The organism is Martinezella lusitana (assembly GCF_010668395.1).
GTDB lineage: Bacteria > Pseudomonadota > Alphaproteobacteria > Rhizobiales > Rhizobiaceae > Rhizobium > Rhizobium lusitanum_A.
The window spans coordinates 294,573-321,052 of record NZ_WUEY01000005.1; the positions used below are offsets into that span (position 1 = coordinate 294,573).

The 26,480-nt window shown below is 62.1% G+C and carries 23 protein-coding genes and 1 riboswitch; of the genes, 14 read left to right on the forward strand and 9 right to left on the reverse strand.

Going from position 1 to position 26,480, the window contains the following annotated elements; genetic code table 11:
• Positions 1-149: 149 nt before the first annotated feature.
• Entirely contained in the window at positions 150-845 is a 696-nt protein-coding gene (locus GR212_RS14185) for a TetR/AcrR family transcriptional regulator (RefSeq protein WP_163987206.1), read from the reverse strand.
• 180 nt (positions 846-1,025) lie between these two features.
• On the opposite strand from GR212_RS14185, the gene GR212_RS14190 reads away from it, so the two are divergent.
• From GR212_RS14190 to GR212_RS14215, 6 genes are all read left to right on the forward strand, one after another.
• The gene (locus GR212_RS14190; RefSeq protein ID WP_163987207.1) at positions 1,026-2,312 is read left to right on the forward strand and encodes an ABC transporter substrate-binding protein; all 1,287 of its coding nucleotides are present in this window, start codon (positions 1,026-1,028) and stop codon (positions 2,310-2,312) included.
• A gap of 37 nt (positions 2,313-2,349) precedes the next feature.
• Positions 2,350-3,285, forward strand: coding sequence for a carbohydrate ABC transporter permease (locus tag GR212_RS14195; RefSeq protein ID WP_204326590.1), 936 nt, complete (start codon positions 2,350-2,352; stop codon positions 3,283-3,285).
• Positions 3,278-4,162 carry a carbohydrate ABC transporter permease gene (locus GR212_RS14200; RefSeq protein ID WP_163987209.1) on the forward strand — a complete coding sequence of 295 codons (885 nt, stop codon included), beginning with the start codon at positions 3,278-3,280 and terminating at the stop codon, positions 4,160-4,162. The genes GR212_RS14195 and GR212_RS14200 overlap by 8 nt, the downstream gene beginning before the upstream one ends.
• A 72-nt stretch (positions 4,163-4,234) precedes the next feature.
• Positions 4,235-5,260, forward strand: a complete 1,026-nt coding sequence (locus GR212_RS14205) for a Gfo/Idh/MocA family protein (RefSeq protein WP_163987210.1) — start codon at positions 4,235-4,237, stop codon at positions 5,258-5,260.
• A 7-nt stretch (positions 5,261-5,267) separates the two neighbouring features.
• Positions 5,268-6,338 (forward strand): Gfo/Idh/MocA family protein, encoded by a 1,071-nt coding sequence (locus tag GR212_RS14210; RefSeq protein WP_163987211.1) that lies wholly within the window; start codon positions 5,268-5,270, stop codon positions 6,336-6,338.
• Between the two features lie 44 nt (positions 6,339-6,382).
• Entirely contained in the window at positions 6,383-7,462 is a 1,080-nt protein-coding gene (locus GR212_RS14215) for an ABC transporter ATP-binding protein (RefSeq protein ID WP_163987212.1), read from the forward strand.
• A gap of 55 nt (positions 7,463-7,517) precedes the next feature.
• Here the strand turns inward: GR212_RS14215 and GR212_RS14220 are convergent, their stop codons facing one another.
• The 7 genes from GR212_RS14220 to epmA form a co-directional block, all read right to left on the reverse strand.
• A complete protein-coding gene (locus GR212_RS14220) occupies positions 7,518-9,989 on the reverse strand; it encodes a glycoside hydrolase family 2 protein (RefSeq protein ID WP_163987213.1) in 2,472 nt (823 codons plus the stop codon).
• Positions 9,990-10,064: 75 nt separating this feature from the next.
• Entirely contained in the window at positions 10,065-11,024 is a 960-nt protein-coding gene (locus tag GR212_RS14225) for a DUF1839 family protein (RefSeq protein WP_163987214.1), read from the reverse strand.
• Positions 11,025-11,032: 8 nt separating this feature from the next.
• Positions 11,033-11,941: an amino acid--[acyl-carrier-protein] ligase gene (locus tag GR212_RS14230; RefSeq protein WP_163987215.1), complete on the reverse strand. Its 909-nt coding sequence runs from the start codon at positions 11,939-11,941 to the stop codon at positions 11,033-11,035.
• A 5-nt stretch (positions 11,942-11,946) separates the two neighbouring features.
• Positions 11,947-13,140 (reverse strand): acyl-CoA dehydrogenase family protein, encoded by a 1,194-nt coding sequence (locus GR212_RS14235; protein WP_163987370.1) that lies wholly within the window; start codon positions 13,138-13,140, stop codon positions 11,947-11,949.
• Positions 13,140-13,391, reverse strand: a complete 252-nt coding sequence (locus tag GR212_RS14240) for an acyl carrier protein (protein WP_163987216.1) — start codon at positions 13,389-13,391, stop codon at positions 13,140-13,142. The genes GR212_RS14235 and GR212_RS14240 overlap by 1 nt, the downstream gene beginning before the upstream one ends.
• 358 nt (positions 13,392-13,749) lie before the next feature.
• Entirely contained in the window at positions 13,750-14,802 is a 1,053-nt protein-coding gene (locus GR212_RS14245) for a lysine-2,3-aminomutase-like protein (protein ID WP_163987217.1), read from the reverse strand.
• Positions 14,799-15,863, reverse strand: a complete 1,065-nt coding sequence (epmA, locus tag GR212_RS14250; RefSeq protein WP_163987218.1) for an EF-P lysine aminoacylase EpmA — start codon at positions 15,861-15,863, stop codon at positions 14,799-14,801. Before epmA ends, GR212_RS14245 begins: the two co-directional genes overlap by 4 nt.
• 151 nt (positions 15,864-16,014) lie before the next feature.
• Here epmA and efp point away from each other — a divergent pair, with 151 nt between their 5' ends.
• Positions 16,015-16,584 (forward strand): elongation factor P, encoded by a 570-nt coding sequence (efp, locus tag GR212_RS14255; RefSeq protein WP_163987219.1) that lies wholly within the window; start codon positions 16,015-16,017, stop codon positions 16,582-16,584.
• Positions 16,585-16,703: 119 nt separating this feature from the next.
• On the opposite strand, the gene GR212_RS14260 is transcribed toward efp, so the two are convergent.
• A complete protein-coding gene (locus GR212_RS14260; RefSeq protein ID WP_163987220.1) occupies positions 16,704-18,554 on the reverse strand; it encodes an ABC transporter ATP-binding protein/permease in 1,851 nt (616 codons plus the stop codon).
• A 162-nt stretch (positions 18,555-18,716) separates the two neighbouring features.
• Between GR212_RS14260 and GR212_RS14265 the strand changes: the two genes are divergently transcribed.
• From GR212_RS14265 to nagA, 7 genes are all read left to right on the forward strand, one after another.
• Positions 18,717-19,559, forward strand: coding sequence for an AAA family ATPase (locus GR212_RS14265; protein WP_163987221.1), 843 nt, complete (start codon positions 18,717-18,719; stop codon positions 19,557-19,559).
• A 351-nt stretch (positions 19,560-19,910) separates the two neighbouring features.
• A riboswitch (SAM riboswitch) is annotated at positions 19,911-19,988 on the forward strand.
• A gap of 49 nt (positions 19,989-20,037) precedes the next feature.
• On the forward strand, positions 20,038-20,964 hold the full coding sequence (gene metA, locus GR212_RS14270) for a homoserine O-acetyltransferase MetA (protein WP_163987222.1): 927 nt from the start codon (positions 20,038-20,040) through the stop codon (positions 20,962-20,964).
• 2 nt (positions 20,965-20,966) lie between these two features.
• Positions 20,967-22,160 (forward strand): vWA domain-containing protein, encoded by a 1,194-nt coding sequence (locus GR212_RS14275; protein ID WP_163987223.1) that lies wholly within the window; start codon positions 20,967-20,969, stop codon positions 22,158-22,160.
• Between the two features lie 199 nt (positions 22,161-22,359).
• On the forward strand, positions 22,360-23,385 hold the full coding sequence (locus tag GR212_RS14280) for an aldose epimerase family protein (RefSeq protein ID WP_163987224.1): 1,026 nt from the start codon (positions 22,360-22,362) through the stop codon (positions 23,383-23,385).
• A 122-nt stretch (positions 23,386-23,507) separates the two neighbouring features.
• Entirely contained in the window at positions 23,508-24,281 is a 774-nt protein-coding gene (locus GR212_RS14285) for a GntR family transcriptional regulator (protein ID WP_163987225.1), read from the forward strand.
• Positions 24,278-25,309 (forward strand): SIS domain-containing protein, encoded by a 1,032-nt coding sequence (locus GR212_RS14290; protein WP_163987226.1) that lies wholly within the window; start codon positions 24,278-24,280, stop codon positions 25,307-25,309. Before GR212_RS14285 ends, GR212_RS14290 begins: the two co-directional genes overlap by 4 nt.
• Positions 25,309-26,466, forward strand: coding sequence for an N-acetylglucosamine-6-phosphate deacetylase (nagA, locus tag GR212_RS14295; RefSeq protein ID WP_163987227.1), 1,158 nt, complete (start codon positions 25,309-25,311; stop codon positions 26,464-26,466). Before GR212_RS14290 ends, nagA begins: the two co-directional genes overlap by 1 nt.
• The last annotated feature ends 14 nt before the right edge of the window (positions 26,467-26,480 follow it).

Below are 26,480 nucleotides of genomic sequence, written 5' to 3' on the forward strand. Positions count from 1 at the left end.
CTGATTCCCTCCAGAATCAGGAAAAGCAAATGCCTGGTCGCCCAAGAAATGTAACCATATGGTTACAAGATCGCGCGACAACTCCATTCTTGTCAATCGTCTTTTGAAAATTTGTCGAAAGTGCCGCAGGTTGCGTGTTTCGAGGCACCCTACATCCGGATCGAGGCGAGCGTGACGGCGACAATGTGCTCGCCCCAGGCATTGAGCGCCCCCTGGCTCGTCAGCTTGCGCGCAAAAATCGTCGACAGCGTGTGCCGGTTCGACAGATAAAAGAAGCCGAGCGCGGCAATCGTCAGATAGACGGATATCGGATCGACCGCCGGCCGGAAGATGCCGGCAACCTCGCCACGGCGCAGCACCTCCGAAAGCTCGTCGATGAGATGGGAATGCATGACCGAGACCTTTTCGGAGCGGCGCAGATAATGCGCATGATGCAGGTTTTCGGTGGCAAGCAGGCTCAAAAACTCCGGATGCGCGAGGAAATGCCGCCAAGTGAACAAGGCGAGTTCCCGCATTCCCTCCTCCGGATCGCGGCTCGCCAGATCGAGTTGCTTTTCTGCATTGCGAATCGTCGCATAGGTCGCTTCCAGCACGGCGAGATAGAGCCCCTCCTTGTCGCCGAAATAATGGTACAGCATCCGCTTGTTGGTCTGTGCCCGCGCGGCGATCGCATCGACCCGCGCACCGCCGAAGCCGTGCGCGGCGAATTCTTCCGTCGCCGCCTCGAGGATCGTATCCTGGGTGCGTTGCGGATTGCGCGATATCTTCCCCGACCGCGCCTTGATGGCCTTGTCGGCGTCCGTTTCCGCTATATTTTCAGTCCGTTGCTTCGCCCTGACCGCCATGGATGGCCTCCTTCCCGATCGGTGTCTCCCGCGATGGACGTTGCCGATTCCGGCATGCATCGTTTGATTGTGACGCGATTGGCGCTTGACAGCAGTTGTGTTTCTATCCAACTTGTAACCAAATAGTTATATCATGCAAAGCAGTTCGTAAATCATCGGTAAACTGGGGAGGAGACCAGGATGACGTTGACGATCGACCGCCGGCAGATGCTTGCCGGTATTGCAGCGACGGTAGCTTTCAGCAGCATGGGGCTTTCCCGCGCCAAAGCCGCGACCGCGATGCGCCTTCTGTGGTGGGGGTCGAAGGAGCGTAGCGACCGTACCTTTGCAGCAGTAAAGGCCTATCAGGCCAAGAACCCGGATATCGCCATCGCCGGCGAATCCTTCGGCTGGGACAGCTACTGGACGCGCCTTGCCACACAGACCGGCGGCGGCAATGCGCCAGACCTCATCCAGATGGACTACCGCTACATCTTCGAATATGCCCGCCGCAGCGCGCTGCTCGACATGACGCCCTATCTCGGCAAGAGCCTTGCCATCGAGGATTTCGGCCCTGCGAACATCGATTCCGGCAAGGTCGACAATAAAATCTATGGCGTCAGCCTCGGCGTGAATTCGTCGATGGTAGTCGTCAATACCGCAGCCTGGGCGGAAGCCGGCGTGGAACCGCCGCATGACGGCATGACCTGGGAACAGCTCGGCGATGCCGCTGCCAAGCTGACGGCCGCCAAGAAGCGGCGCGGCTTCTATGGCACGGCCGATTCGAGCGGGCTGGAGCCCGCCTTCGAATGCTGGCTGCGCCAGCGCGGCAAGGCGCTCTACACGGCCGACGGCAAGCTGGCTTTCGAGGCCAGGGATGCCGCCGACTGGTTCGATTTCTGGGGCACCCTGCGCAAGAGCGGCGCCTGCGTGCCGGCCGACATGCAGTCGCTCGACCAGCAGACCATCGAAACCAGCATGCTGGTGCAGAAGAAGGCGGCCGTCGATTACGCCCACTCCAACCAGTTCGTCGCCATTCAGGGCCTGGTGAAGGAGAAGCTCGATATCGTCTCCTATCCGACCGCCGGCGCGGACGGCAAGCCGGGCCAGTATCTCAAGCCCTCGATGCTGATGTCGGTTTCGGCCACGTCCCCGAACAAGGATGCCGCCGTCGCCTTCGTCAACTATCTGGTGGAAGACCCGGAAGGCGCCAGGACGCTCGGGGTCGAGCGCGGCGTTCCCGCCTCGCCGAAGATCCGCGATCTGCTGACGCCGGATCTCGATGCCGTCAGCAAGCAGGTCGTCGACTATATCGGCCGATTGACGCCGCATGTCGGCGCATTGCCGCCGTCTCCGCCGAACGGCGCCGGCGAGAATGCGTTCCTGCTGAAGAAGATCGCCGAGGAAGTCGCTTTCGGCAAAACCAGCGCGCAGGACGCTGGCGCGAAGTTCACCGAACAGGCAGCAGCAAACATTACGCGAGGCTGATACCGTGGGTACAAACAGCAAGAGCGTTGCCGGCGGCATGGCCGTCGGTACGCGAGCGCCGTTGCGCGTGGAAACCGTCTATAAGGCGCCGAGCGCGTTCGCGCGCAACGCGCCCGGCTATCTCTTCCTTCTGCCGTGGTTCATCGGCTTCTTCGGGCTGACCCTCGGGCCGGCGATCGCCTCGCTCTATCTGTCCTTCACCGACTACAATCTGCTCCAGTCGCCGAACCTTGTCGGGCTGGACAACTATGTGCGGATCGCGACGGCGGACGATAAATTCCTGTCGTCGATGAAGGTGACGCTGTTCTACGTCGTCTGCTCCGTGCCGCTGAAGCTTGCCTTCGCGCTTCTGGTGGCGCTGCTGCTCAACCGCGGCATTCGCGGCCTGCCGGTCTATCGCGCCATCTTCTACCTGCCGTCGCTGCTCGGCTCCAGCGTCGCGATCGCGGTGCTGTGGCGGCAGATCTTCGATGCCGACGGCATCGTCAATACGCTGCTCTGGTACGCCTTCGGCATCAACGGACCGAGCTGGATCTCCAATCCGGACTATTCGCTCTATACGCTCGTGATCCTCGCCATCTGGCAGTTCGGATCGCCGATGATCATCTTCCTCGCCGGGCTCAGGCAGATCCCGACGGATCTTTACGAAGCCGCCAACCTCGACGGCGCTTCCAAGACCCGGATCTTCTTCAAGATCACCCTGCCGCTTCTGACGCCGGTGATCTTCTTCAACGCCGTGGTTCAGACCATCGACGCCTTCAAGGCTTTCACGCCGGCCTATGTGATTTCCTCCGGCACCGGCGGCCCGATCGATTCGACGCTGTTCTACACGCTCTATCTTTATCAGGAAGCCTTCGGCTACTTCCGCATGGGCTATGCCGCCGCGCTCGCCTGGGTTCTGGTAATCATTATCGCCATCTTCACCACCTTCTCCTTCCTCTCCGCTCGTTATTGGGTCCACTACGATGACTGACGCGAAGCTCACCCATTTTGCCGAGGATATGAAGCCGCCGCGCGAGCGCCCGTGGTTCCTCTCCGTCCTCATCCACGTCGCCCTCGTCGCCGCTTCGATCGTGATGCTCTATCCGCTGCTGTGGATGCTCTCCGGTTCGATCAAGGACCAGAACGAGATCTTCGGCACGGCATCGCTGATCCCGTCGCAATTCGATTTCAGCGCCTATGCGCGCGGCTGGTTCGGCGGCCAGGTCACATTCGGCACCTTCGTCTGGAATTCGGTCGTCATCGCCGTGCTTTCCGTCCTCGGCAACGTCGTCTCCTGCTCGCTGGCCGCCTACGCCTTCGCGCGGCTGAATTTCTGGGGCAAGAATTTCTGGTTCGCGCTGATGCTCGGCACGCTGATGCTGCCCTATCACGTCACGCTGATCCCGCAATATATCCTCTTCCTCAAGCTCGGCTGGGTGAAGACCATGCTGCCGCTCGTCGTGCCGAAATTCCTGGCGGTCGACGCCTTCTTCATCTTCCTGATGGTGCAGTTCTTCCGCGGCATCCCGCGCGAGCTGGACGAGGCGGCGATGATGGACGGCTGCAGCCCGTGGCGCATCTACTGGCGCATCATGCTGCCGCTGTCGCTTCCCGTTCTGGCGACGGCCGCCATCTTCTCCTTCATCTGGACCTGGGACGATTTCTTCGGACCGCTGATCTACCTCTCGGATATCAACACCTACACCGTGCAGCTCGGCCTGCGCTCCTTCGTGGACTCCACCGGAAGTTCCGACTGGAGCAGCCTGTTCGCCATGTCGAGCCTGTCACTGATCCCGGTCTTCCTGATCTTCCTGTTCTTCCAGAGGCTGCTGATCGACGGCATCGCGACCGCCGGCCTCAAACGCTGAGACGAACCGCGCGGTCCCGAACACCCAAGGCTTGGGGCCGCATATTGAGAAACCCATTGAAAGGAATGTCGCATGAGCGCGCTGCGCTTTGCCGCCATCGGCCTCAATCACGATCACATCTACGGCCAGGTCAACGTCATGCTGCGCGCCGGCGCCGAACTCGTCGCCTTCCACGCTATCGAGGATGACCTCGCCACTGTCTTCGCCGGGCGCTTTCCACAGGCGAAACGCGTCGCCGACAAAAGGGAAATTCTCGAGGACAGCTCCATCGCGCTGATCGTCAGCGCCGCCATTTCCAGCGAGCGCGCCGGACTTGCCATCGAGGCCATGCGCCATGGCAAGGACGTGATGCTCGACAAGCCCGGCATGGTGACGCTGGATCAGCTCGCGGACGTGCGCAGAGTGCAGGCCGAGACCAGGCGCATCGTCTCCATTCTCTATTCCGAACATTTCGAGACGGCATCGACCGTCAAGGCCGGCGAGCTGGTGAAGGCCGGCGCCATCGGCAAGGTCATCCACACGACGGGCCTCGGTCCGCACCGGCTGCGCAAGCCGACCCGGCCGGACTGGTTCTTCGACCGCAAGCGCTATGGCGGCATCATCACCGACATCGCCTCGCATCAATGCGAGCAGTTCCTGTTCTTTGCCGGCTCTCTTGAAGCCGAAGTGCTGTCGGCGACGGTGTCCAACCGTGCCAATCCCGACACCCCCGGCCTGCAGGACTATGGCGATTTCCACCTGCGCACGCCCGACGTGACGGGCTATGTCCGCGTCGACTGGTTCACGCCGGACGGTCTTCCGACCTGGGGCGACGGCCGTCTCTTTATCGTCGGCACCGAAGGCACGATCGAGCTGCGCAAATATATCGATGTCGCCGGCCGGCCCGGCACCGATCACCTCTTCCTCACCGACCGCAAGGGCATGCAGCATATCGACTGCACCGGCCTCGACCTGCCCTATGGTCGCCAGCTTGCCGCCGACATAAGAGACCGCACCGAAACGGCGATGGGCCAGGAGCATTGCTTCAAGGCCATGGAACTGGCGCTGAAGGCGCAGGCGCTTGCCGAGGCAACATCGCTCAACAGCATTCAGAGGTAATCCGCATATGTCCGACATCAAGAAAGTCGCGATCATCGGCCTCGGCATCGGCCGTTCACACATAACGGAAGGCTATCTGCCTCACTCTGATCGCTATGAAGTCTCCGTTCTCTGTGATCTTAACGAGGAACGTCTGAACGCGGTCGGCGACGAATTCGGCATCAAGAAGCGCGCCAAGGATTTCTCCGAAGTCCTGAACATGCCCGAAATCGACATCATCGACATCTGCACGCCGCCCGGCTCGCATTTTCAGCTCATCATGCAGGCGCTTTCAGCTGGCAAGCATGTGGTCTGCGAGAAGCCTCTTGTCGGATCGCTCGCCGATATCGATGCCGTGATCGCCGCCGAGAAGACGGCCAAGGGCCAACTGATGCCGATCTTCCAATATCGCTACGGCGACGGCATCCAGAAGGCCAAGCGCATCATCGATGCCGGCATCGCCGGCAAGCCCTATGTCGCGACGTCGGAGACGCATTGGGTGCGCGGCGCCGATTATTACGCGGTTCCCTGGCGCGGCAAATGGGAGACCGAGCTCGGCGGCGTGCTGATGACGCACTCCATTCACCTGCACGACATGCTGACCTATCTGATGGGCCCGATCGCGGGCCTCTTCGGCCGTGTCGCCACTCGCGTCAACGATATCGAAGTCGAGGATTGCGCCAGCGCCAGCCTGCTGATGGAAAACGGCGCGCTCGCCACCATCAGCGCCACGCTCGGCTCGCAGGAGCAGATCAGCCGCCTGCGCCTCTGCTTCGAAAACGTGTTGATCGAGAGCAACCACGAGCCCTACAGCCCCGGCCAGGACCCCTGGAAGATCATCCCCGCCAATGAGGAAATCGGCGCGAAGATCGATGCGCTTCTCTCCGGCTGGACGCCGATCCCAATCCGCTTCAACACGCAGATGAAGCTGTTCCACGAAGCCTTGTTGTCGAATGGGCCGTTGCCGGTGACGACAGCCGATGCCCGCCAGGCGCTGGAACTCGTCACCGCGTTCTACGAATCATCAGAAACACGCGCCGAAGTCCGCTTTCCTGTCGGGCCGGAAAGCGCAAAGTACAAGAGCTGGAGGCCGGCATGAACGTTGCCCCGCGAGCCATCAGGACGAACAAGGAGGAAGCACCCATGGCGACAAGCGTATCGCTGCAGAAGGTCATCAAGCGCTATGGCGAGCTTCAGGTGGTTCACGGGATCGATCTGGAAATCGAGCCGGGGGAATTTACCGTTTTCGTCGGCCCTTCCGGCTGCGGCAAGTCCACGCTGCTGCGCATGATCGCCGGACTTGAGCCGATTTCCGGCGGCGGCCTCTATCTCGACGGCAGCCGCATGAACGATGTTCCCGCCTCCAAGCGCGGCATCGCCATGGTGTTCCAGTCCTATGCGCTCTACCCGCATATGACCGTTTACAAGAACCTCGCCTTCGGCCTCGAAACCGCCGGCATGAAGAAGCAGGACATCCAGCCGCGCGTCGAAAAGGCGGCCGAGGTGCTGCAGATCACCCAGCTGCTGCAACGCAAGCCGAAGCAGCTCTCCGGCGGTCAGCGCCAGCGCGTCGCCATCGGCCGCGCCATCGTGCGCGAGCCCAATATTTTCCTGTTCGACGAGCCGCTTTCGAACCTCGACGCCGAATTGCGCGTGCAGATGCGCGTCGAGATCGCCCGCCTGCACCAGCGGCTCGGCAACACCATGATCTACGTCACCCACGACCAGACCGAAGCCATGACCATGGCCGACAAGATCGTCGTGCTCAACGGCGGCAAGATCGAGCAGGTCGGCGCGCCGCTCGACCTCTACAACAAGCCGAAGAACAAGTTCGTCGCCGGCTTCATCGGCTCGCCGAAAATGAACTTTCTCGATGCGAAGATCGTGGCGTCCGACGATGGCTCCGCCATCATCGACCTCCACGGCCAGACGGTGCGCCTGCCACGCCGGCTCGGCGGCCTCCAGCCCGGAGAAGCCGTGACGCTCGGCGCGCGCCCGGAACACCTGAATGTCGGCGATCGGGGCGTGGCGCTCGGCAGCGCGCATGTCGATCTGGTCGAGCATCTGGGCGGCCAGACGATCCTCTATGCGACGCTGCACGGCGGTCAGACGCTGACGGTCGCATTGGAAGATCAGCAGGCCATCCGCGCCGGCGAGACGGTCGATATCCGCATCGATCCGGAGCGCTGCCACTTGTTCGGTCCGGATGGTGTGACGTTGTAGTTGGGGCTGGCGGTGATTTTGGGGTTATCTCGCTCCTGGCGGGCGAGATAAGTCTTCACACCTCGACGATCCGCCGGCTGCCTATCGTGTGGATCTGGCCGGACGGGATGACATCGGCCGGAACGCCCGGCCGCCGATGCAGGGGAATTCGCCAGCTGCTGCCCGGCGCGAGATGGAACCAGTCATCCTCCGCCCGATAGGATTCCAGATCGATCTGCACCGATTGCGCCAGCCGATCGCTGCTCAGCTCCAGATACCAATCCTCGCCTTCCTGAAGGACCGATGCGGTGATCTCGGCATCATGAAACGCCCTGGTTCGTCCAAGCGGGAAGTAAAAGGCCTGGGCGACCACCGCGCCGGTTGCCGCCGCCGTCAGCCGCGCCACCGTGACATCATGCGACGGCGGGCCGAAGCGGAAGGCGTAGGTCGTGTCGAAGAAGGCGCCGAAAAGATCGGTGCAGGCGATCTTGTGCTTGCCGCGCGCTTCGACCACGAGGTCGCGGCCGCCGCCGACCACGATCTGGCGGCCGTCGCGCAGGCAGGAGACCTCGACCGTCAGGTCGAGCGCCGCATCGCTCTCGTTGATGACATGCACGTCGAGGCCATTGGTGCCCTCGTCCATGAGCAGCACCTGCACCGGCCGAAAGGCCCGGCGCAATGCATACCAGACCGGCTTAGGCTCCCCGGTCGAGTCAATGACGCCCCAGCCGGCGCCGGGAAGCAGGTCCTGCAGCGTCCAGACGAGCGCGCCGCTGCAATCGGAACCGTGGCGCCGCCATTCGGCATAGGTTTCCTCGGCCACTTCGCCGGTCACGGCGCGCGAGAGATTGAGATAAAGATCGGGATCCTCCCGCCGCAACCGGTTGGGCTCGAAGCCGTAGAGCTCCTGAAGATAGTGGTCGCGCACATCCTCGAAATCCCAGGATGCGCCGCGATCCCGCGGCACGCGCTCTTTCCATAGCGGGCTATGAACGGCGGGGACCGGCAGGTATTGGCCCAGCGTGCGCGCCTGCGGCACATGCGCGAAAGCCAGGCTCTCGGCGGCAAAGCGGACATCGGCACGGCGCGCATCGGCAAGCGGCCGCATGTAGGCGCCGACGCCATAATAATGCGTGACGCCGGCGTTCGGCGAAAACGGCATGGCGCCGCCGGAGGGCGAATTGACCACATAGGGCACGTCGGGCCGAAGCGATTGCACCACCGGCGGGATGATCTCCTCGACGATCGGGCTTGACCAGAAGCGCTCGGGCAGGCCCATCATCGCCGCCTGCTGGTGGATCTCGCTGCCGCCGCAAAGGACGGCCAGGGAAGGCGACAGGCGCGTGCGGCCCAGAAGCTGCGAAACCTCCGCCTCGACATGGGCATTGAGGGCTTTGTCGTTCTTCGGATAGTCGAAGTTGGCGAACATGAAATCCTGCCAGACAAGCAGGCCGAGTTCGTCGCAAAGGCGGAAGAATTCCGGCGTCTCATAGGCCATGGTGCCGCCGATGCGGACCATGTTCATGCCGGCCTCGGCCGCCAGCCGCAGCCAGTCTTGGTAATCCTCCCGGCCGCCGGGCAGGCGCACGATGTCGGCCGTTGTCCAGACCGCCCCACGGCAGAAAACCCGCTCGCCGTTGACGATCAGGGTAAAACCCTGCCCATCGCTGCCGCGGTCGATCGACAGTCGGCGAAAGCCCGTTTTCCCGAGCGCATGTTCGATGCCGTCAACGACGAGCGCGACGTCATGGAGGTGCGGCTCGCCATGCGTATGCGGCCACCAGGGCTCGACACCGGGAATTTTCAGGATGGCGGTATAGCGGCCGGGACTATCCCGTTCGAAGGCCTGCTCGACATCGCCGCACCGCAGTACCAGCGCCTCGACATCGCCCTCGATCGAAAGCGAGGCATAGAGCCTGCCCTCGCCGTTTTCGAGCAGATCCGGCCGCAAGGAAAGATCACGAACAACCGGCGCACTCGGCCGCAGAAGCGAAATCGGCCGCCACGGGCCGACGGCCTGAACCTCCGGGCACCAGCCGGGCATATGGCCGAGCAGCGTCGTGCGTACCGTCCGCAGGCCCTGCGGCGTGATCATCTGCGGCCGCCAGCGGGCGCGAGGACCAGGTTCGGAAAGCCTTGGTTCCAACGCGCGGAAGCAGAGCGCCAGCTCGTCGCCGCCAAGCAGGGTGACGGCGACGTCATGAGCTTCGAACATGCTGTCGGAAACGAGGATTTTCTGGCCGTTCAGGAAGACCTCGCAGAGCGTCGCCAATCCTTCCAGCCGCAGGACGGCCTCGCCGGCCTCCGCATCCACCAGACGGCAGATGTACCAGGCATCGCTGTCATGAAGGGGATGAGGCCTGGTCCGGTCGAAACGCCCGGCCCTTTCCAGGGCTTCCGCCACCGTGCCGGGCACAGGCGCCGGGAGGAAGCCCGACGTCAGCGGCACGTCGGAAGGCGCGATGCAGGTGCCGGCCTCCGTCAATACCAGATTCCAACCTTCGCTCAGCCGCATTCCACCGCCGAGATCAGCCAAGCGCCCGCCCATGAGATTTTCCGGGGATGTCCCCGCCCCAATATTGTCAGAAATGACCCAGCCGTATCGCAATCGAACGGAAGCCGGTCAAAGCTTCCGCTCGAGCTCAGCCATCATGGAATCCCATGCATCGGCGGCCGGATCAAGCGCCGTGCGCAATGGCTCAAATTTCTTGCGCGTGATGGCGCGGGCAAGCTGGAACTGCACCGATTTCGCCGGCTCGGAAATCCGTCGTGCTTCCGCCGCTGCTTCGGACAAATCCGCAGTCAGCCAGTCGAAGTGACTGCCGGCAAGTTCGAAATTGGCGCCAAGCTGACGCAGCGTGTTGAAGGCGTATTTGTGGAAGAAGCCGAAAGGCCGTTCGGCAACCGCTTCAACCTGCGCCGGGAAGATCTCTGCAAAGGCGCGGATCGGATTGGCTCGCGGACGGCGGCGGAAATGGAAGGACAGGAGCTGCCGCGCCATCTCGCGGATGGCGGCTTCCGCCGGTGCTTTTTCAGGGAATTTCGCAAATTCCGTGTAGGGCAGGAAGGGCAGGTCCTCGTCCGTCAGATGCAGCTGGAACAGCCCGTCGAAATCCTCGCCCGACAGCTGGAAGAAGCCGCCGTTGTGGAAATAGTCGAGCGTGCGGCCTTCCATGTCGAGCCGGTTGATCGCGACCGTCGTCTTGCCGTGCTCGCGGCGATAGCCGACGCCTTGCGTATCCGGCATGAAGAAGGAATCCATCTCCACCAGGCAGAGCCGGCCGCGGCCGATCTGCTCGGCGACATGGTTCTGCACCTTGTCGTAGATCGCAAGCTCGGTGCAGCGGACGCCGTATAGCGCTTCCAGATCCTCGAGCGGCACCTTGAAGAAGGTGAACTGGTCGCCCTCGAAATCCTGTGTCACCGTGAAACCGAGCATGGCTTCCGGCGGCAGCTTCAGGGTCGAGAGCACCTCGATCCAGAGATCGATATAGCAGTTCGTCTCGGGCCACATGCGCTCGCTGTCGTGCAGCGCATGTGGCTTGTAGGCGGCGGGATCCAGTCCCTGAAACACGGCAGCCATGGAAGCGATCAGCCCCACAGCGCCTTGCGCACGCTCTCGGGCCATTCCTTGACGTCGAGACCGTGGGTGTGGAACAGCGCCAGCGCGATGCGCTCCAGGCCGAAGCCGACGCAGGCCGTGTGCACGACGCTGCCATCGGCGAAGTTCAGGCCCCATTTCGTGCCGAAGGCATCCTGGTGGTAGTTGAAGCTCATGCAGGCGGTCGGCTTGGCGGCGGAGGTGATCGGGATCAGCAGCTCGAACTTCAGGTTCTGGTCACGCTGGTTGTTGGCGAGCATCTTGCCGGCGCGGCCGAAGAACGGGTCGTTGGCGACGTCGATGGTGACATCGAGACCGACGGCCTTCATCATTTCGACGCCACGGTCCATCCAGCTCTGGCGGAAATCGGTCACATGCTTTTCGCTGCCCATGCAGACATATTCGCGCATGCGGAAGAGCTGCTGGCGGGCCGGGTCCTTGGAGGGCTCGTGGCGGAAACAGTAGGACTGCAGGTCGAAGAGCGCGCCGCTTTCCGAAATGGCGCCGCGCTTGGCAACCGTCGGATAGAGCGGATAGCAGGCCGCCGGCGTCAGCACGATATCGGTCGCCTGCTGGTCTTTCGTCCAGTCGTCGCCGACTTCCATGCACTTCAGCAGGCTCATGTGATCGAGCTCGTTGCCGCAGAAGCTGTGCACCGTGCCGGCGAGCTGCGGGAAGCTCTTCATGTAGCCGCTGGTTTCGAAGAAGGCGCGGTTCATGCCCGGCGGAAAGCGGATGGCTTCGGCGCCGTCGGCGCCGCCGAACTGGTCGATCAGCCGCTCGAAGGCGGCGATCACATCTTCGAACTGGCCGCTGCGGCCATAAAGGCCATCAACGCCGGTGTCGATCAGAAGGCCGGATTCGAAAAGACGGTCGAGAAACGAGGTTTGCATATCCATGACGATTACCCCAACAGGCTGGTATCTTGTTTGTGGACGAGCAGCATGGTCGACGTGTTGCCGAGAATGCGGTCATTCGAGATCATTAATTGCGCCGAGTGCGCGTCGCGCAGGTGGCGGCCGAGGCTGTAGGGCGTACCGTTCTTGTAGCCCATGATGCCGCAGATCAGCATGGCGTGGTTGATGATCGGCAGGATCATCTCGGACGATGCGATCTTGACGTTGTTCATCGCCACGGCGAAGGCCATCGAGGAGAGCCTGTCGGCATCCAACTTGGCTTCTTCATAGGCCTTGAGGCCGGCAACCACATTGGATTTGACCATTTGCAGCATGCTCGACGTCTCGGCCAGACGCAGCGCGCCGGGTGGCGGTGCGCCGGGGGATTTGCGGGCGGCGGCGCGCACGAAGGCTTGCGCGCGGGCAACCGCGTCGGCGGCTATGCCGTACCAGACGCCGCTCCAGAGGAGATGCGAGCTTGCCAGCATGGACTGCGCGGCAATTTCGGCAAAAGGCTTCGGCAGGATCTGCACGGCCGGGGCCTTGCCCTTGAACAGGAAGCCGTCCGAGCAGGTTCCGCGCATGCCGAGCGTATTCCACTCGACGGTGCGCTCGATCGTGTATTGATCCTTGAGGAAAACCGTCAGCACCTGATCGGAAGAGGCTGCTTCGGCGTGGCTGCGCGACGTAATCAGGATCGCATCGGCATGAGCGCCGTAGGAGATGACGGTTGCGTCCTTTTCCAGGAAGCAGGTATCACCTTCGACCTTGATGGCGCAGATGCTGTTGCGCAGGTTGCCGCCGATCCCGCCTTCGGTCGTCGCGGAGGCCAGCAGCAGCTGTTCCCGGGCGATGCGGCGCATGAAGTCGCGGTGCCAATCGCTGCCGGCGCCATGCTCGACCAGGCTCGACAGCTTGATGTGATGCATGGCGAAGACCATGGCACTGGCCGCGCAGGTCTGGCCGAGGATCGAGCAGAGCTCGGCAATTTCAGTGATCGACGCACCCTCGCCGCCGAACTCGGCGGGGATCTGGATGGAAAGCAGCTTCTCGGCGCGCATCGCGTCGACAGCTTCGCGTGGGAACCGGCCCTCGACGTCGACGGCATCGGCGTGTTGGCTGGCGATAACGGCGACGCGCGCGGCTCGCACCGCCAGCCCGTCTCCCGAGCCAACCTCAAGCAAAGCGATGGCCGCGCTCATCATGCGACCTTTCGGTTGTCCAGGATCATGCCGACGGTCTTTTCGATCGCGGCGATGCTGGCGAAGGACTTGCGGTTCAACAGGTTATCCGGAAACTCGATGTCGAAGGCTTCCTCGATACCGAGCATCAATTGCACGGAAGCGAAGGAGGAAAGCCCGGTCGCATAGAGATCGGCATCGTTTTCGATCTGGTCGACAGCAACAGGAAGCGCACCGAACTTGGCCAGCAATTCGCGAATCGTCTTGTTCATAGTCTAGTCCCTTCTGGCAATTGTAAGCATAACCACAGTTACGCCGTCTTATCTTTCACCAAGAAGTAACAGGCAAATTAGAACATTCCGCTAAGCGACGTGGTAAATACACGCAACTTATACTTCGTAGAAAATTGCTATATTCAACATTTGTCTGATTGAAATTTACCATATGTAAGCCATCTAACCGATGGTCCGTACGATTATATTATATATATCTAATATTAAGGTGTGGCGATTTTTGGAAAGATGAGGCCTGAAAGAAGGTTAATGCGACAAAATTCGCTGCCACGTTTTATTCGAAAAGACTCATAACAATCAGAGCGTCAGTGAAACTATAAGATCGCCAGAACGGACTTTAATCTTGCGGCGGATAGATGTGCTCGCCGCCGCGATAGTCGGAAATCGAATAGCAGCCCTCGCCCTGTTCCCTTACCGAGCTGCGGCCAATGTCCGCCTTGCCATGGCCGCCGGGGATGTCGAGAATGTAGGTCGGCTGGCAAAGGCCGGAGATGCGGCCGCGCAATGCCGCAACGATGGACCGCCCCTCGGCGATCGTCAGGCGGAAATGGCTGGTGCCTGGCGCGAGGTCCGGATGGTGCAGATAGTAAGGCTTCACCCGTGTTTCGACGAAAGCCTTCATCAGCGCCGCCAGGACGTCCGGATCGTCATTGACGCCCTTCAGCAGAACCGACTGGCTGACGAGCACGATGCCGGCATCGACCAGCCGGGCGCAGGCCGCGCGCGCCTCCTCCGTCAGCTCGCGCGGATGATTGGCATGCAGCGCCACATAGATGGTCTTGCCACTCGCCTTCAACGCCGCAATCAGCGCGGCATCGACCTTCGAGGGATCGACGACGGGAACGCGCGTGTGGAAGCGGACGATCTTCACATGGCCGATATCGGCCAGCTGCCGCAGGATGTCTTCCAGACGCCGCGGCGACAGCACCAGCGGATCGCCGCCGGTCAGGATCACTTCCCAGATTTCCTTGTGGTCGCGGATATAGGCAAAGGCGCCATCCAGCGCATCGCCATCCAGCGTGCCAAGCCCCTGCGGCCCGACCATCTCGCGACGGAAGCAGAAGCGGCAATAAACGGGGCAGACATGCACCGCCTTCAGAAGCACGCGGTCCGGATAGCGATGAACGATACCTTCGACCGGGCTATGCGCGTGATCGCCGATCGGATCGGCACGCTCCTCGGGCGTGACGGTCAATTCGGCCGCATCGGGCACGAATTGCCGGGCAATGGGATCCGAGGGATCGGCAGGGTCGATCAGGCGCATGACGGATGGCGTCAGAGCGACTGCATAACGCTCCGCCACGGCTTCGAGCGCCACCGCCTGATCGGCGTCGATCAGTCCGGTGCGCTCAAGCTCGCCGATAGTCCGGATTGGGCGCATTACATTCATGCGTCATACTCCGCGACCGGCGCCCACAGCACCTGGTCTATGCGAGAGGCCCCGGTTGCCAGCATGACAAGCCGGTCGAAACCGAGCGCAATGCCGCTTGCCTCAGGCATGACGGCAAGCGCCTGCAGAAAATCCTCGTCCAGCGGATAGGTCTCGCCATAGACACGCTGCTTTTCCGCCATCTCGATTTCGAACCGTCGGCGCTGTTCCTTGGCATTGGTGAGCTCGCCGAAGGCATTGGCAAGCTCGACGCCGCAGGCATAGAGCTCGAAGCGCTCGGCAACGCGATGATCCCCGGCCGACGGCCGGGCAAGTGCTGCCTCGGAGACGGGATATTCGTCGAGAATGGTGGCGCGCCCGAAGCCGAGATTCGGCTCGACCTTCTCGACCAGCACCCGGCTGAAAAGATCGGCCCAAACGTCGTCGTCGGCAACCCGTATGCCCGCCTGGCGCATATCCGCCGCCAGACGGTCGCGATCGGTCGACCCGTCGAAACCGATGGACGCGAAGAGGTCGATGCCGGCATAGCGTTCGAAGGCCGCCGCCACGCTGATGCGCTCTGGCGGCAGGAACGGATCCGTTTCCGCGCCGCGAAAGCTGAACTTCTTCGCCCCCACCGTTTCGGCCGCAAGCGCCAGCAATGCCGCACAGTCGGCCATCAGGGCCTCATAGCTCTCTCCCGCCCGATACCATTCCAGCATGGTGAATTCTGGATGATGCAGCGGGCCGCGCTCGCGATTGCGATATACATGGGCAAAGCAGGCAATGCGCTCCTCGCCGGCTGCCAGCAGCTTCTTGCAGGCGAATTCGGGCGACGTGTGCAGATAGAGGGGAAGCACCTTGCCATCGGTCGTCAGCGCCTCGGTCTCGAAGGCGTGCAGATGCGCCTCGTTGCCCGGCGATACCTGCAGCGTCGCCGTATCGACCTCGATGAAGTCGTTCTTCGCAAAGAAGATGCGCAGCGCCGCCTGGATCGCGTTGCGGCCGATGAGGAACGGCCGCCGGTCCGCATGGACATTGCGGGTCCACCAGGGGGACGCTTTGCTCGTCGTTGGCTTCATTCCTAGCTTTCTTCGGGGCGCAGGCCGCGTTGGGGGTGGCAATTTCCATTGATTTAGGGTAGTTGCGCCCCCAAGCAAACAATTGCTGCGTCTCGGAGAGCATTTCGACAGTCCCTCTACGACGCAAAACGCAGCGTTACAAGGAAGTCTTATGGTCAAGGTCATCGCCTCTTCGGTCCGCAAGGGCAACGTTCTCGACGTCGACGGCAAGCTCTACGTCGTTCTCACCGCCGCGAATTTTCATCCGGGCAAGGGTACTCCGGTCACCCAGGTCGACATGCGCCGCATCGTCGACGGCGTGAAGGTGTCCGAGCGCTGGCGCACCACCGAGCAGGTCGAGCGCGCCTTCGTCGAAGACGTGAACTTCCAGTACCTCTATGAAGATGGCGAAGGCTTCCACTTCATGAACCCGGCCACCTACGATCAGGTCGTCGTCGACGTCGAAACCATGGGCGACCAGAAGGCCTATCTCCAGGAAGGCATGACCTGCATCCTGTCGATCCACGAAGGCATTCCGCTGGCCCTCGAACTGCCGCGCCACGTCACGCTCGAGATCACCGAGACCGAGCCGGTCGTCAAGGGCCAGACGGCATCGTCTTCCTATAAGCCCGCCATGCTGTCGAACGGCGTCCGCACCATGGTGCCGCCGCACATCAACGCCGGCACCCGCGTCGTCATCGCAACGGAAGACAATTCCTACGTCGAGCGCGCCAAGGACTGAGCCTCAGCCGCCTTGCTTGCATTGAGAACGCCTCGTCGCCGCGACGGGGCGTTTTGCGTTGTGGAGGAATTGAAGCCACCCCAGAGCCTGGGCAACGCCGGCGAGATCTAACGATCACGTCACGGCGCGTTGGCTTTTTTCTCATCCTTCTGTTCCGCATCGGCGGTTTCGGAAGGCGCGGCCATCTCGATGCCATGCTCCTGCGGGGCCAAAGTCTGCAGATGCAGAACCCGCGGTGACATGGCGTGCATATAGGCATCGGAGCGGCCGATATAGATCATCGTCGCATCCGCGAGCTCCGCCAGCATTGCGCAGGCCTTTGCCTGAACTTCGGCCTCCAGCCCCTCGAAGGCATCGTCAAGGACGATCCATTTCGGCTTCGCCAGCAACAGATGCGCAAAACCGACGGCTTTCTGCTCCTCGGTATCCAGCAGCCGGTCCCAGCGGGCTTGCGTGTCGAGACGGCTCTTCAGACGGCCGAGGCCCACCTTGTCCATGACCGCATCAACGGCGGCATCGTCATAGGCGTCCCCATCGTCCGGGAAACAGATTGCCTCCCTGAGCGTGCCGGTCGGCACATAGGGCGTGTGCGGCACGAACAGCATGTCTTCCATCGGCGGCAGGCTGACCGTTCCGGCGCCGTTGTACCATTGATGCGCCAGCACCTCGAACAGCAATCTCCGGTTCACGCCATGATCGCCGTTGATCATGATGTGCTCGCCGGCATTGATGGTGACCGTGCCCTCGGCGATCCGGAAACCGTTCTCCGTCGCGTCGTCGTTGGTCTTCGTCGATACCTCCAGGTCGGTCCACACCATGGTACCGGGGGCTGCCCTGTCGAAAACGAGGGTATGCGGCATCGGCGTCTTGTCATCCATCTCCGTCAGCGCCTTGCGGAAATCGGTGACGCGCATCAGCGTGGCGCGCCACTCGGCGATCGGGCCGAAATTGGCGACATACCAGCGCAAGGCCGAATTGACCTGGTTGAATGCGCCGACGGCCACCATCAGCTGACCGAAGGTCAGTCCGCCCGAGAAATAGGCGGGGGCGGCGACGAGGATCGGGATGATGAGCACCAGCCAGCCGTAGCCGGCGGAAACCCAGGTGAGATTGGTATTGGCGATGGCAAGCTGACGGATGACGCCAAGCACGGCGGAAATGTCGAGATTGATCCGCCGGCGCTCGTTCTCTTCGCCGCCGGCAATCGTGATCGCCGGCATATGCTCGTTGGCATGCATCAATGCGAAGCGCAGCTCGGCTTCCTTCGAATAGCGATCGGCATTCAGCCGGACGAGACGGCGGCCGACGAACTGGCTGAGGAACGAGGCAGATCCGGCATAGAGGATCGCGGCCCAGACCATGTAGCCGGGGACGGAGAAATTCATGTCCCTGAAATGGAACACCATGCCGCTCGACAGTTCCCAGAGCACGCCGATGAAGCTGAGCAGCAGGATCGTCGCCTGCACCAGCCCGATGGCAAGACCTGTCGTGCTTTCGGCGAGATTGCGGGCATCCTCGTGCAGCCGCTGATCGGGATTGACGCCGATCAGGCCCGAGGAGGCAAGCCGAAGCGCGCGCTTGGCCTGCAGCCATTGGTTTACCAGATCCCTCGCCAGACCCTCGCGCATGTAGAGCGCCGTCATCTGATTGAGCCAGGCCTGGATGACGTTGAGGACCAGAAGCGAGCCGGCGATAATGCCGAAAACGCCGAGCTGGTGGAAGAAGGCGGAGATATCGCGCCGTGCCAGCGAATCGTAGAAAGGAGCGTTCCAGTTGTTCAGCAGCACCTGGACATAGGCGGTGACCAGGATAATCACGAAAAGCGCGACGGTAAGCGAAATGATCTTGATGCGTACCGGCGAATTCCAGAAAGCGGAGAACATCATTCTCAGCCGAAAGAAAAGGCTCAAATCGTACCCGACCTGCTCGTTTCCCTGGATATTCGGCTTAGCTTGCGTTTCAACTGCCATCAGCACTTCCCTGCGACGCACGTCCGTCAGTTAATCATGACCCGCCCTCATGTCCATCCTTCAATAGATCGATGCGATCACGTTCCTATATACACGTTTCACGCCTTGAACCGAATAAGGTCAGCAATTAGCTTGCACCTGAAAGATTGAGAAAGCCTTCCGATGCAATTTCAGGGAACAGCCGATTATATCGCCGACAAGGATCTGATGGTCGCGGTCAATGCCGCCATCCGGCTCGAGCGCCCCCTTCTGGTAAAGGGTGAACCGGGGACTGGCAAGACGGAGCTTGCCCGCCAGGTGGCGGCAGCGCTCGGCCTCGAACTCATCGAATGGAACGTCAAATCGACGACGAAGGCGCAGCAGGGCCTTTACGAATACGATGCCGTTTCGCGCCTGCGCGACAGCCAGCTCGGAGACATCAGAGTTCACGACGTCGGCAACTACATCCGCCAGGGCAAGCTCTGGCAGGCCTTCACCTCGGCGCAGAAATGCGTGCTGCTGATCGACGAGATCGACAAGGCCGACATCGAGTTCCCGAACGATCTGCTGCAGGAACTCGACCGCATGGAATTCCATGTCTACGAAACCGGCGAGACCGTCCGGGCGGCCGTCCGCCCGATCGTCATCATCACGTCCAACAACGAGAAGGAACTGCCGGACGCCTTCCTGCGCCGCTGCTTCTTCCACTACATCCGCTTTCCCGACATGGAGACGCTCGCCCGCATCGTCGAGGTGCACTATCCCGGCATCAAGCAGACGCTCGTGCATGCCGCGCTGACGCAATTCTTCGAAATCCGCGACGTGCCGGGCCTGAAGAAAAAACCCTCGACCTCCGAAGCGCTCGACTGGATCCGCCTGCTTGTCGCCGACGACGTCGATCCCGCCACGCTGCGCGCCGATGCCAAGAACGCACTGCCGAAGCTGCATGGCGCGCTGCTGAAAAACGAGCAGGACGTCCACCTCTTCGAACGGCTGGCCTTCATGGCGCGGGGGCAGGGCAAATAACGGCGATCGGCGCATCTTCCATCCACGGAACTGCACGCGCCCTCCCAAGCGAAAATGAAGTGACCATATCACCCGCCCTCGCCCTTCGAGGCTCCGGCTTTCAGCCTCCGCGCCTCAGGGTGAGGACTGATCTTCTCACCCCCGGCGGCGATACTCCCTCCACCTCACCCTGAGGTGCCTGGGGTTTAAGCGTAAGCGCAAAAGCCAAGGCCTCGAAGGGCGAGGTGGCCTCCGGACCGAATTACCCACAAGCCCATCTTGAACCTCCGCAAACCGCAACCGACATCAGGACGCGGCCGCCAATCCGCCTCCAAGCTTGCCCATTGACCCGCCGGGACAGCAGGTTTATGGATTTCCCCTTGTGGTGATTTGGCCGGCCGGCTTGCAGCCACGTTAAATAAATCGCTAAAGGGCCGCGTGCGGACCGGTAGCGATTCATGATCGCGGCCGGTTTTTTTGTATTTGGTCGAGTGAAACGATGCCCATCAAGATTCCCGATACGCTGCCCGCGTTTGAAACCCTCCAGAGCGAGGGGGTGCGGGTGATGACCGAAACGGTGGCGTTCCGTCAGGATATCCGCCCCCTTCAGATCGGGCTCCTCAACCTCATGCCGAACAAGATCAAGACCGAGGTCCAGATGGCGCGCCTCGTCGGCGCCTCGCCGCTGCAGGTGGAGTTCTCGCTGATACGCATCGGCGGCCACAAGGCCAAGAACACCTCCGAGGAACATCTGCTCTCCTTCTACCAGACCTGGGAAGAAGTGAAGCACCGCAAGTTCGACGGCTTCATCATCACCGGTGCGCCGATCGAGCTGCTCGAATACGAGGACGTGACCTACTGGGACGAAATGCAGCAGATCTTCGAATGGACGACCACCAACGTCCATTCGACGCTCAACGTCTGCTGGGGCGCGATGGCGGCGATCTACCACTTCCACAAGGTGCCGAAATATACGCTGAAGGAAAAGGCGTTCGGCGTCTATCGCCACCAGAACCTGAAACCCTCCTCCGTCTACCTCAACGGCTTTTCCGACGATTTCGCCGTGCCGGTTTCACGTTGGACCGAAGTGAAGCGCGCCGATATCGAGAAGGTGCCCGGCCTGCAGATCCTGATGGATTCGAGCGAAATGGGCGTCTGCCTCGTGCATGAACAGGCCTGTAACCGGCTCTACATGTTCAATCATGTGGAGTATGATTCCACCTCGCTTGCGGACGAATATTTCCGGGATGTGAATGCGGGCGTGCCGATCAAGATGCCGCACAACTACTTCCCGCACAACGACCCGGAAATCGCTCCGCAGAACCGGTGGCGCAGCCACGCGCACCTGTTCTTCGGCAACTGGATCAACGAGATCTACCAGACCACGCCGTATGATGTGGAGGAGATCGGCCAGGAAAGGGCATAGGCTTGTTCATTCCCTTCTTCTTGAAGCTGAAGGAAGCGAAGGTGCCGGTAACGCTCCGGGAATTCCTGTCGCTGCTCGAGGGGATGGAAGAGGGAATTGCCGACTACGACGTCGAGGCCTTCTATTATCTGGCGCGCACGACGCTCATCAAGGACGAGCGCTTCATCGATCGCTTCGATCAGATCTTCGCCGATTACTTTCGCGGCGTCGAGGCGATCGGCGGCAATGCCGACGCGGAAGCGGTCGAGGCGACCGCCATTCCCGAGGAATGGCTGCGCAAGCTCGCCGAGCGGCATCTGACCGAAGAGGAAAGAAGAGAGATCGAGGCGCTCGGCGGCTTCGACAAGCTGATGGAGACGCTGCGGCAACGCCTCGCCGAGCAGAAGGGCCGCCATCAGGGCGGCTCGAAATGGATTGGCACGGCAGGCACTTCGCCCTTCGGCGCCTACGGCTACAATCCGGAAGGCGTGCGCATCGGCCAGGAAACATCGCGCCATCGCCGCGCGGTGAAGGTCTGGGATCGCCGTGACTTCAAGAATCTCGACGACGGCGTCGAGCTCGGCACCCGCAACATCAAGGTAGCGCTGAAGCGCCTGCGCCGCTGGGTGCGCGAGGGGGCCGCCGAGGAGCTGGATCTTTCCGGCACCATCCGCTCCACCGCCGAGCATGGCTATCTCGATGTCCAGACGCGGCCGGAGCGCCGCAACGCCGTCAAGCTCCTGATGTTCTTCGATGTCGGCGGCTCGATGGACGACCATATCCGCGTGGTGGAAGAGCTGTTTTCCGCCGCCCGATCAGAGTTTCGCCACATGGAATATTTCTACTTTCACAACTGCCTCTACGAGGGCGTGTGGAAGGACAATCGCCGCCGGCGCGTCGACATCACCGCAACGACGGACCTGATCCGCACCTTCGGCTCCGACTACCGCGTCGTCTTCGTCGGCGACGCGTCGATGAGCCCCTACGAAATCACTCAGGCCGGCGGCTCGGTGGAGCACTGGAACAAGGAAGCGGGCGAAGCCTGGCTCGCCCGCATGACCGGCCATTTCCGCAAATGCATCTGGATCAACCCCGTGCCGGAGAACTATTGGGGCTATACGACCTCGATCTCGATCATCCGCCGCCTGATGACCGACCGCATGTATCCCCTGACGCTCGGCGGGCTGGAAAAGGCGACAAGGGAATTTTCGCGGTAACATTCGCACCTCCGACCTTACCCTAACCCTATCTGTCGCACACATTGCATGCGTTTGGTGCAGTCTATGAACCATGAGGCAGAGCCTGGGGGCGATAGCAGCCCCATGCCCCGACATTTCGCCATCGGACCGGTTGCGGAACGACGAGAATGGGGGCAGGGTCTGGCCACATATATTCGATAGCCATGGAAGAGCTGATATGACGGAAAGCACTTTGCAACGGGAAGTTTTTGGGACGACGGCCGATGGCGATACCGTCTATCGCGTCAAGATCGTCGGTGGCGGCCTGACGGCGCATATCATGTCGTGGGGCGCAGTCATCCAGGATCTCCGGCTTGACGGCCACGAGCCGGCGCTTCTGCTCGGTTTCGACGATTTCGCCGACTACCCCCTCCATTCCTCCTATTTCGGCGCCACGCCGGGACGCTGCGCCAACCGCATCGGCGGCGGCCGTTTCACGCTGGACGGCAAGCAATACCAGCTCGAACTCAACGAGAAGGGCGTCACGCATCTGCACGGCGGCAAGGACAACACCGCCAAGCGCAACTGGACCATCGTCGAGCACGATACCGACCGCGTCGTCCTGAAGATCGTCGACCCCGACGGCCGAGCCGGCTATCCGGGCAACTGCACCATCCACGCGACCTATCGGGTGCATGGCAACGGCGAACTGACGGTGACCTACGAATCGACCACCGACCAGCCGACGCTCGCCAATGTCTGCCAGCATGCCTATTTCAACCTCGACGGCCGTGACGATGCCCTCGGCCACGACATCATGATCGCCGCCGACCATTATACGCCGACGGATGACAAGCAGGTGCCGACGGGCGAGATCCGCTCGGTCGACGGCACGGTGTTCGATTTCCGCGAGATGACGCCGATGAAGCGCTTCGAGGGCGGCGAGCAGGCTCTCTACGACCACAATTTCTGCCTCTCCGGCGAACGCAGCGCCAAACGCTCCGTCGTGCTCGCCCGCAGCGTCAATTCCGGCGTGTCGCTGGAAGTGCGCACCACCGAGCCCGGCGTGCAGTTCTACACCGGCTTCAAGCTCAACGTGCCGGTTCCCGGCCATGACGGCCGCAAGATCGGCCCGTTCGCCGGCTTCTGCCTGGAAACGCAGGTCTGGCCCGACGCCATCAACCATGAAGGCTTTCCCAATGCCGTGCTCCGCCCGGGCGAGGTATTGCGGCAGGAAACGGATTATATCTTCACCAAGAACTGAGCCGGGCATGTCCGCTCTTCTGAAACTCGGCCGGGCGTTCGTAGCGCCCGGCCGATTCTTTTTCAGCCATGCAGGCAGATTCACCTTGTGAATTGGTTCTAAATAGGTTCTATATAACACTCATGGATAGAACCAGTTTGATCGCCGAATTGAACAATCGCGGCCTTGGCGACGGGACCGGGAGCGGGCCGCTCTACAAGCGCCTGGCACAGGCGCTGACAGGTCTCGTCCAGGAAGGGCTGCTGAAGTCGGGCACGGCTCTGCCGGGCGAGCGGGATCTTGCCGGAGCCCTGCAGATCGGTCGCGTCACCGTGCGAACCGCCTATCGCGACCTGCTGGCTTCGGGCGTCATCGAGGCCCGCCATGGCAGCGGCACCTTCGTCTCGCAGCATGTCGAACGCATCGAGCAGCCGCTCTGGCGCCTCTCCTCCTTTTCGGCCGACATGCGCTCGCGCGGCCGCGAGCCGGCGGCGCGCATCCTGTCGCGCACCGTCAGCGCCCCGGCCCCGGAAGAATCCTTCCTCCTCGGCCTCAGCGTCGATGAACCCGTCCTGCGGCTCGACCGACTGCGCCTTGCCGACGGCCAGCCGCTCGCCATCGAGCGCGCCGTCGTGCCCGTCAAGTTCCTCGGCGAGGATGCCGTATCCCAAGGATCGCTCTACGATGCGCTGGCGGCCAACGGCTTCAAGCCCGTGCGCGCCCAGCAAAGACTGACGGCCGTGACGCTGGACCCGACATCCGCATCGATCCTGACCGTCAAGGCCGGAGCGCCGGCGCTTCTGATCGAGCGCGTCTCTCGCCTCGCAGACCAGCGCGTCGTTGAATATACCCGCTCGCACTATCGCGGCGATGCCTATGATTTCGTTGCCGAATTGAGAATTGGAGATGACCTATGAGCAAGACCCAGTCCCTGATGCTGACGGAGGCCGGCCAATCGCCTGAGGTGGTTGCGACGCTGCTTGAAAAGGAAAAGCCCGCCTTCGCCGAGATCGCGAAGCTCTTCTCCTCGGGCCGTCCGTCGCTGATAACGACCGCAGCGCGCGGCTCGTCCGACCATGCCGCCACCTTCTTCAAATATCTCTTCGAGATATCCTGCGGCATCCCGGTCGCCTCCGTCGGCCCATCGATCGCCTCGGTCTACGGTGCGCCCCTCCATCTGAAGGACGGTATCCACTTCACGGTGTCACAATCCGGCGGCAGCCCTGACATCATCGCGCTGCAGGCCGCTGCCAAGAAAGGCGGCGCAACCACGATCGCCGTCGTCAACGTCACCGACAGCCCGCTTGCCAAGGAAGCGGACATCGTGCTCGGCCTCAACGCCGGCAAGGAACAGAGCGTCGCCGCGACGAAATCCTTCATCGCCTCGGTTGCAGCGCTGGCCGGCGTCACCGCGGCGATTTCTCAGGACAAGGCGCTCGTCGATGGCCTTGCAAAGCTGCCGGAGGCGCTTGCCGCGACCTCGGGCATCGATGGCAAGGCTGCCGAAGACGTGCTCTTCAATGCGTCCTCGCTCTATACCGGCGGCCGCGGCCCCGCCTTCGCCATCGCGCTCGAAGCGGCGCTGAAGGCCAAGGAAACCGCCGGCCTGCACGCCGAAGCCTTCTCGCTGGCCGAACTCATGCACGGCCCGATGCGCCTCGTGCAGCCGGGCTTCCCGATCGTGGCATTCTCGCCCGACGATGCCGCCTTCGCCAACAACGCGCAGGCCCTCGAGCGCCTGCAGAAGCTCGGCGCAACCGCCGTCTCCTTCTCGACCGCGCCGCTCGCAGGCATCAATCTGCGCATGCCGACCACCGGCAACGGCCTGCTCGATCCGCTGGTGTCGCTGCTATGCTACTATCGCCTCATCGAATCGGTGACGCGTCGCAAGGGCTTCGACCCGGACAAGCCGGCTAACCTTCTCAAGGTAACGGAGACCATGTGATGGACTACAAGGTCTTTACCGGCGCCCGCATCTTCGACGGCGACCGTTTTCATGAAGACAGCGCGCTTGTGGTCGGCAACGGCCGCATCCATGCCATCACCGGCGCCAACGATGTGCCCGACAATGCCGAGACCATCCGCCTGAACGGCGGCGTCCTGGCCCCCGGCTTCATCGATGCCCAGGTGAACGGCGGCGGCGGCCGCATGCTGAACGACGAACCATCGCCCGACTCCATGTACATGATTGCCGCCGGGCACCGCCCCTACGGCACGACATCGGTGCTGCCGACGCTGATTACCGATGTCGCTGCAGCGACAATGGCGGCGATCGAAGCGGCGGTCGAGGCCGTGAAGACCAATCGCGGCGTCATCGGCCTGCATCTGGAAGGCCCGCATCTGGCGCCGGCCCGCAAGGGCGCGCACCTCGCCGAGCTGATGCGTCCGGTCGAAGACAGCGACGTCAAGACCTTCATTCGCGCTCGCGAGGCGATCGGCACCTTGTTGATCACCATGGCGGCAGAACAGGTCACCGAGCGCCAGGTGCAGGCGCTGAGCGAAGGTGGCGTCATCATCAGCCTCGGCCACAGCGACTCCACCACCGAAGCCGCGAATGCGCGTTTCGATGCCGGCGCGCGCGGGGTAACCCACCTTTTCAACGCCATGAGCCAGATGGGCCATCGCGCGCCCGGCCTCGTCGGCGCGGCGATCGACCATCCCGCCGCCTGGTGCGGCATCATCGCCGATGGCCATCACGTCGAGCCGACGGCACTGCGGATCGCGCTGCGCGCCAAGCGCGGCGAGGGCCGGCTTTTCTTCGTCACGGATGCCATGTCGCTCGTCGGCACCGACCTTCCGAGCTTCACGCTGAATGGCCGCACGGTCTATCGCACCAAGGGCGGCTATTGCTCCAAGCTGACGCTGGACGACGGCACGCTCGCGGGCTCGGATGTCGATATGATCTCCACGATCCGCTATGGCGTCAATTTCCTTGAGTTGCCGCTGGCCGAAGCCCTGCGCATGGCGACCTCCTATCCCGCCCGCTTCCTGCGGCTTGCCGATCGCGGTCACCTGACGCCGGGAACCCGTGCCGATCTCGTTCACATCAACGACGGCATCGAAGTCACCGAAACCTGGATCTCCGGCCAGCCTTCGGCCTGACACAGCAAGCGAGG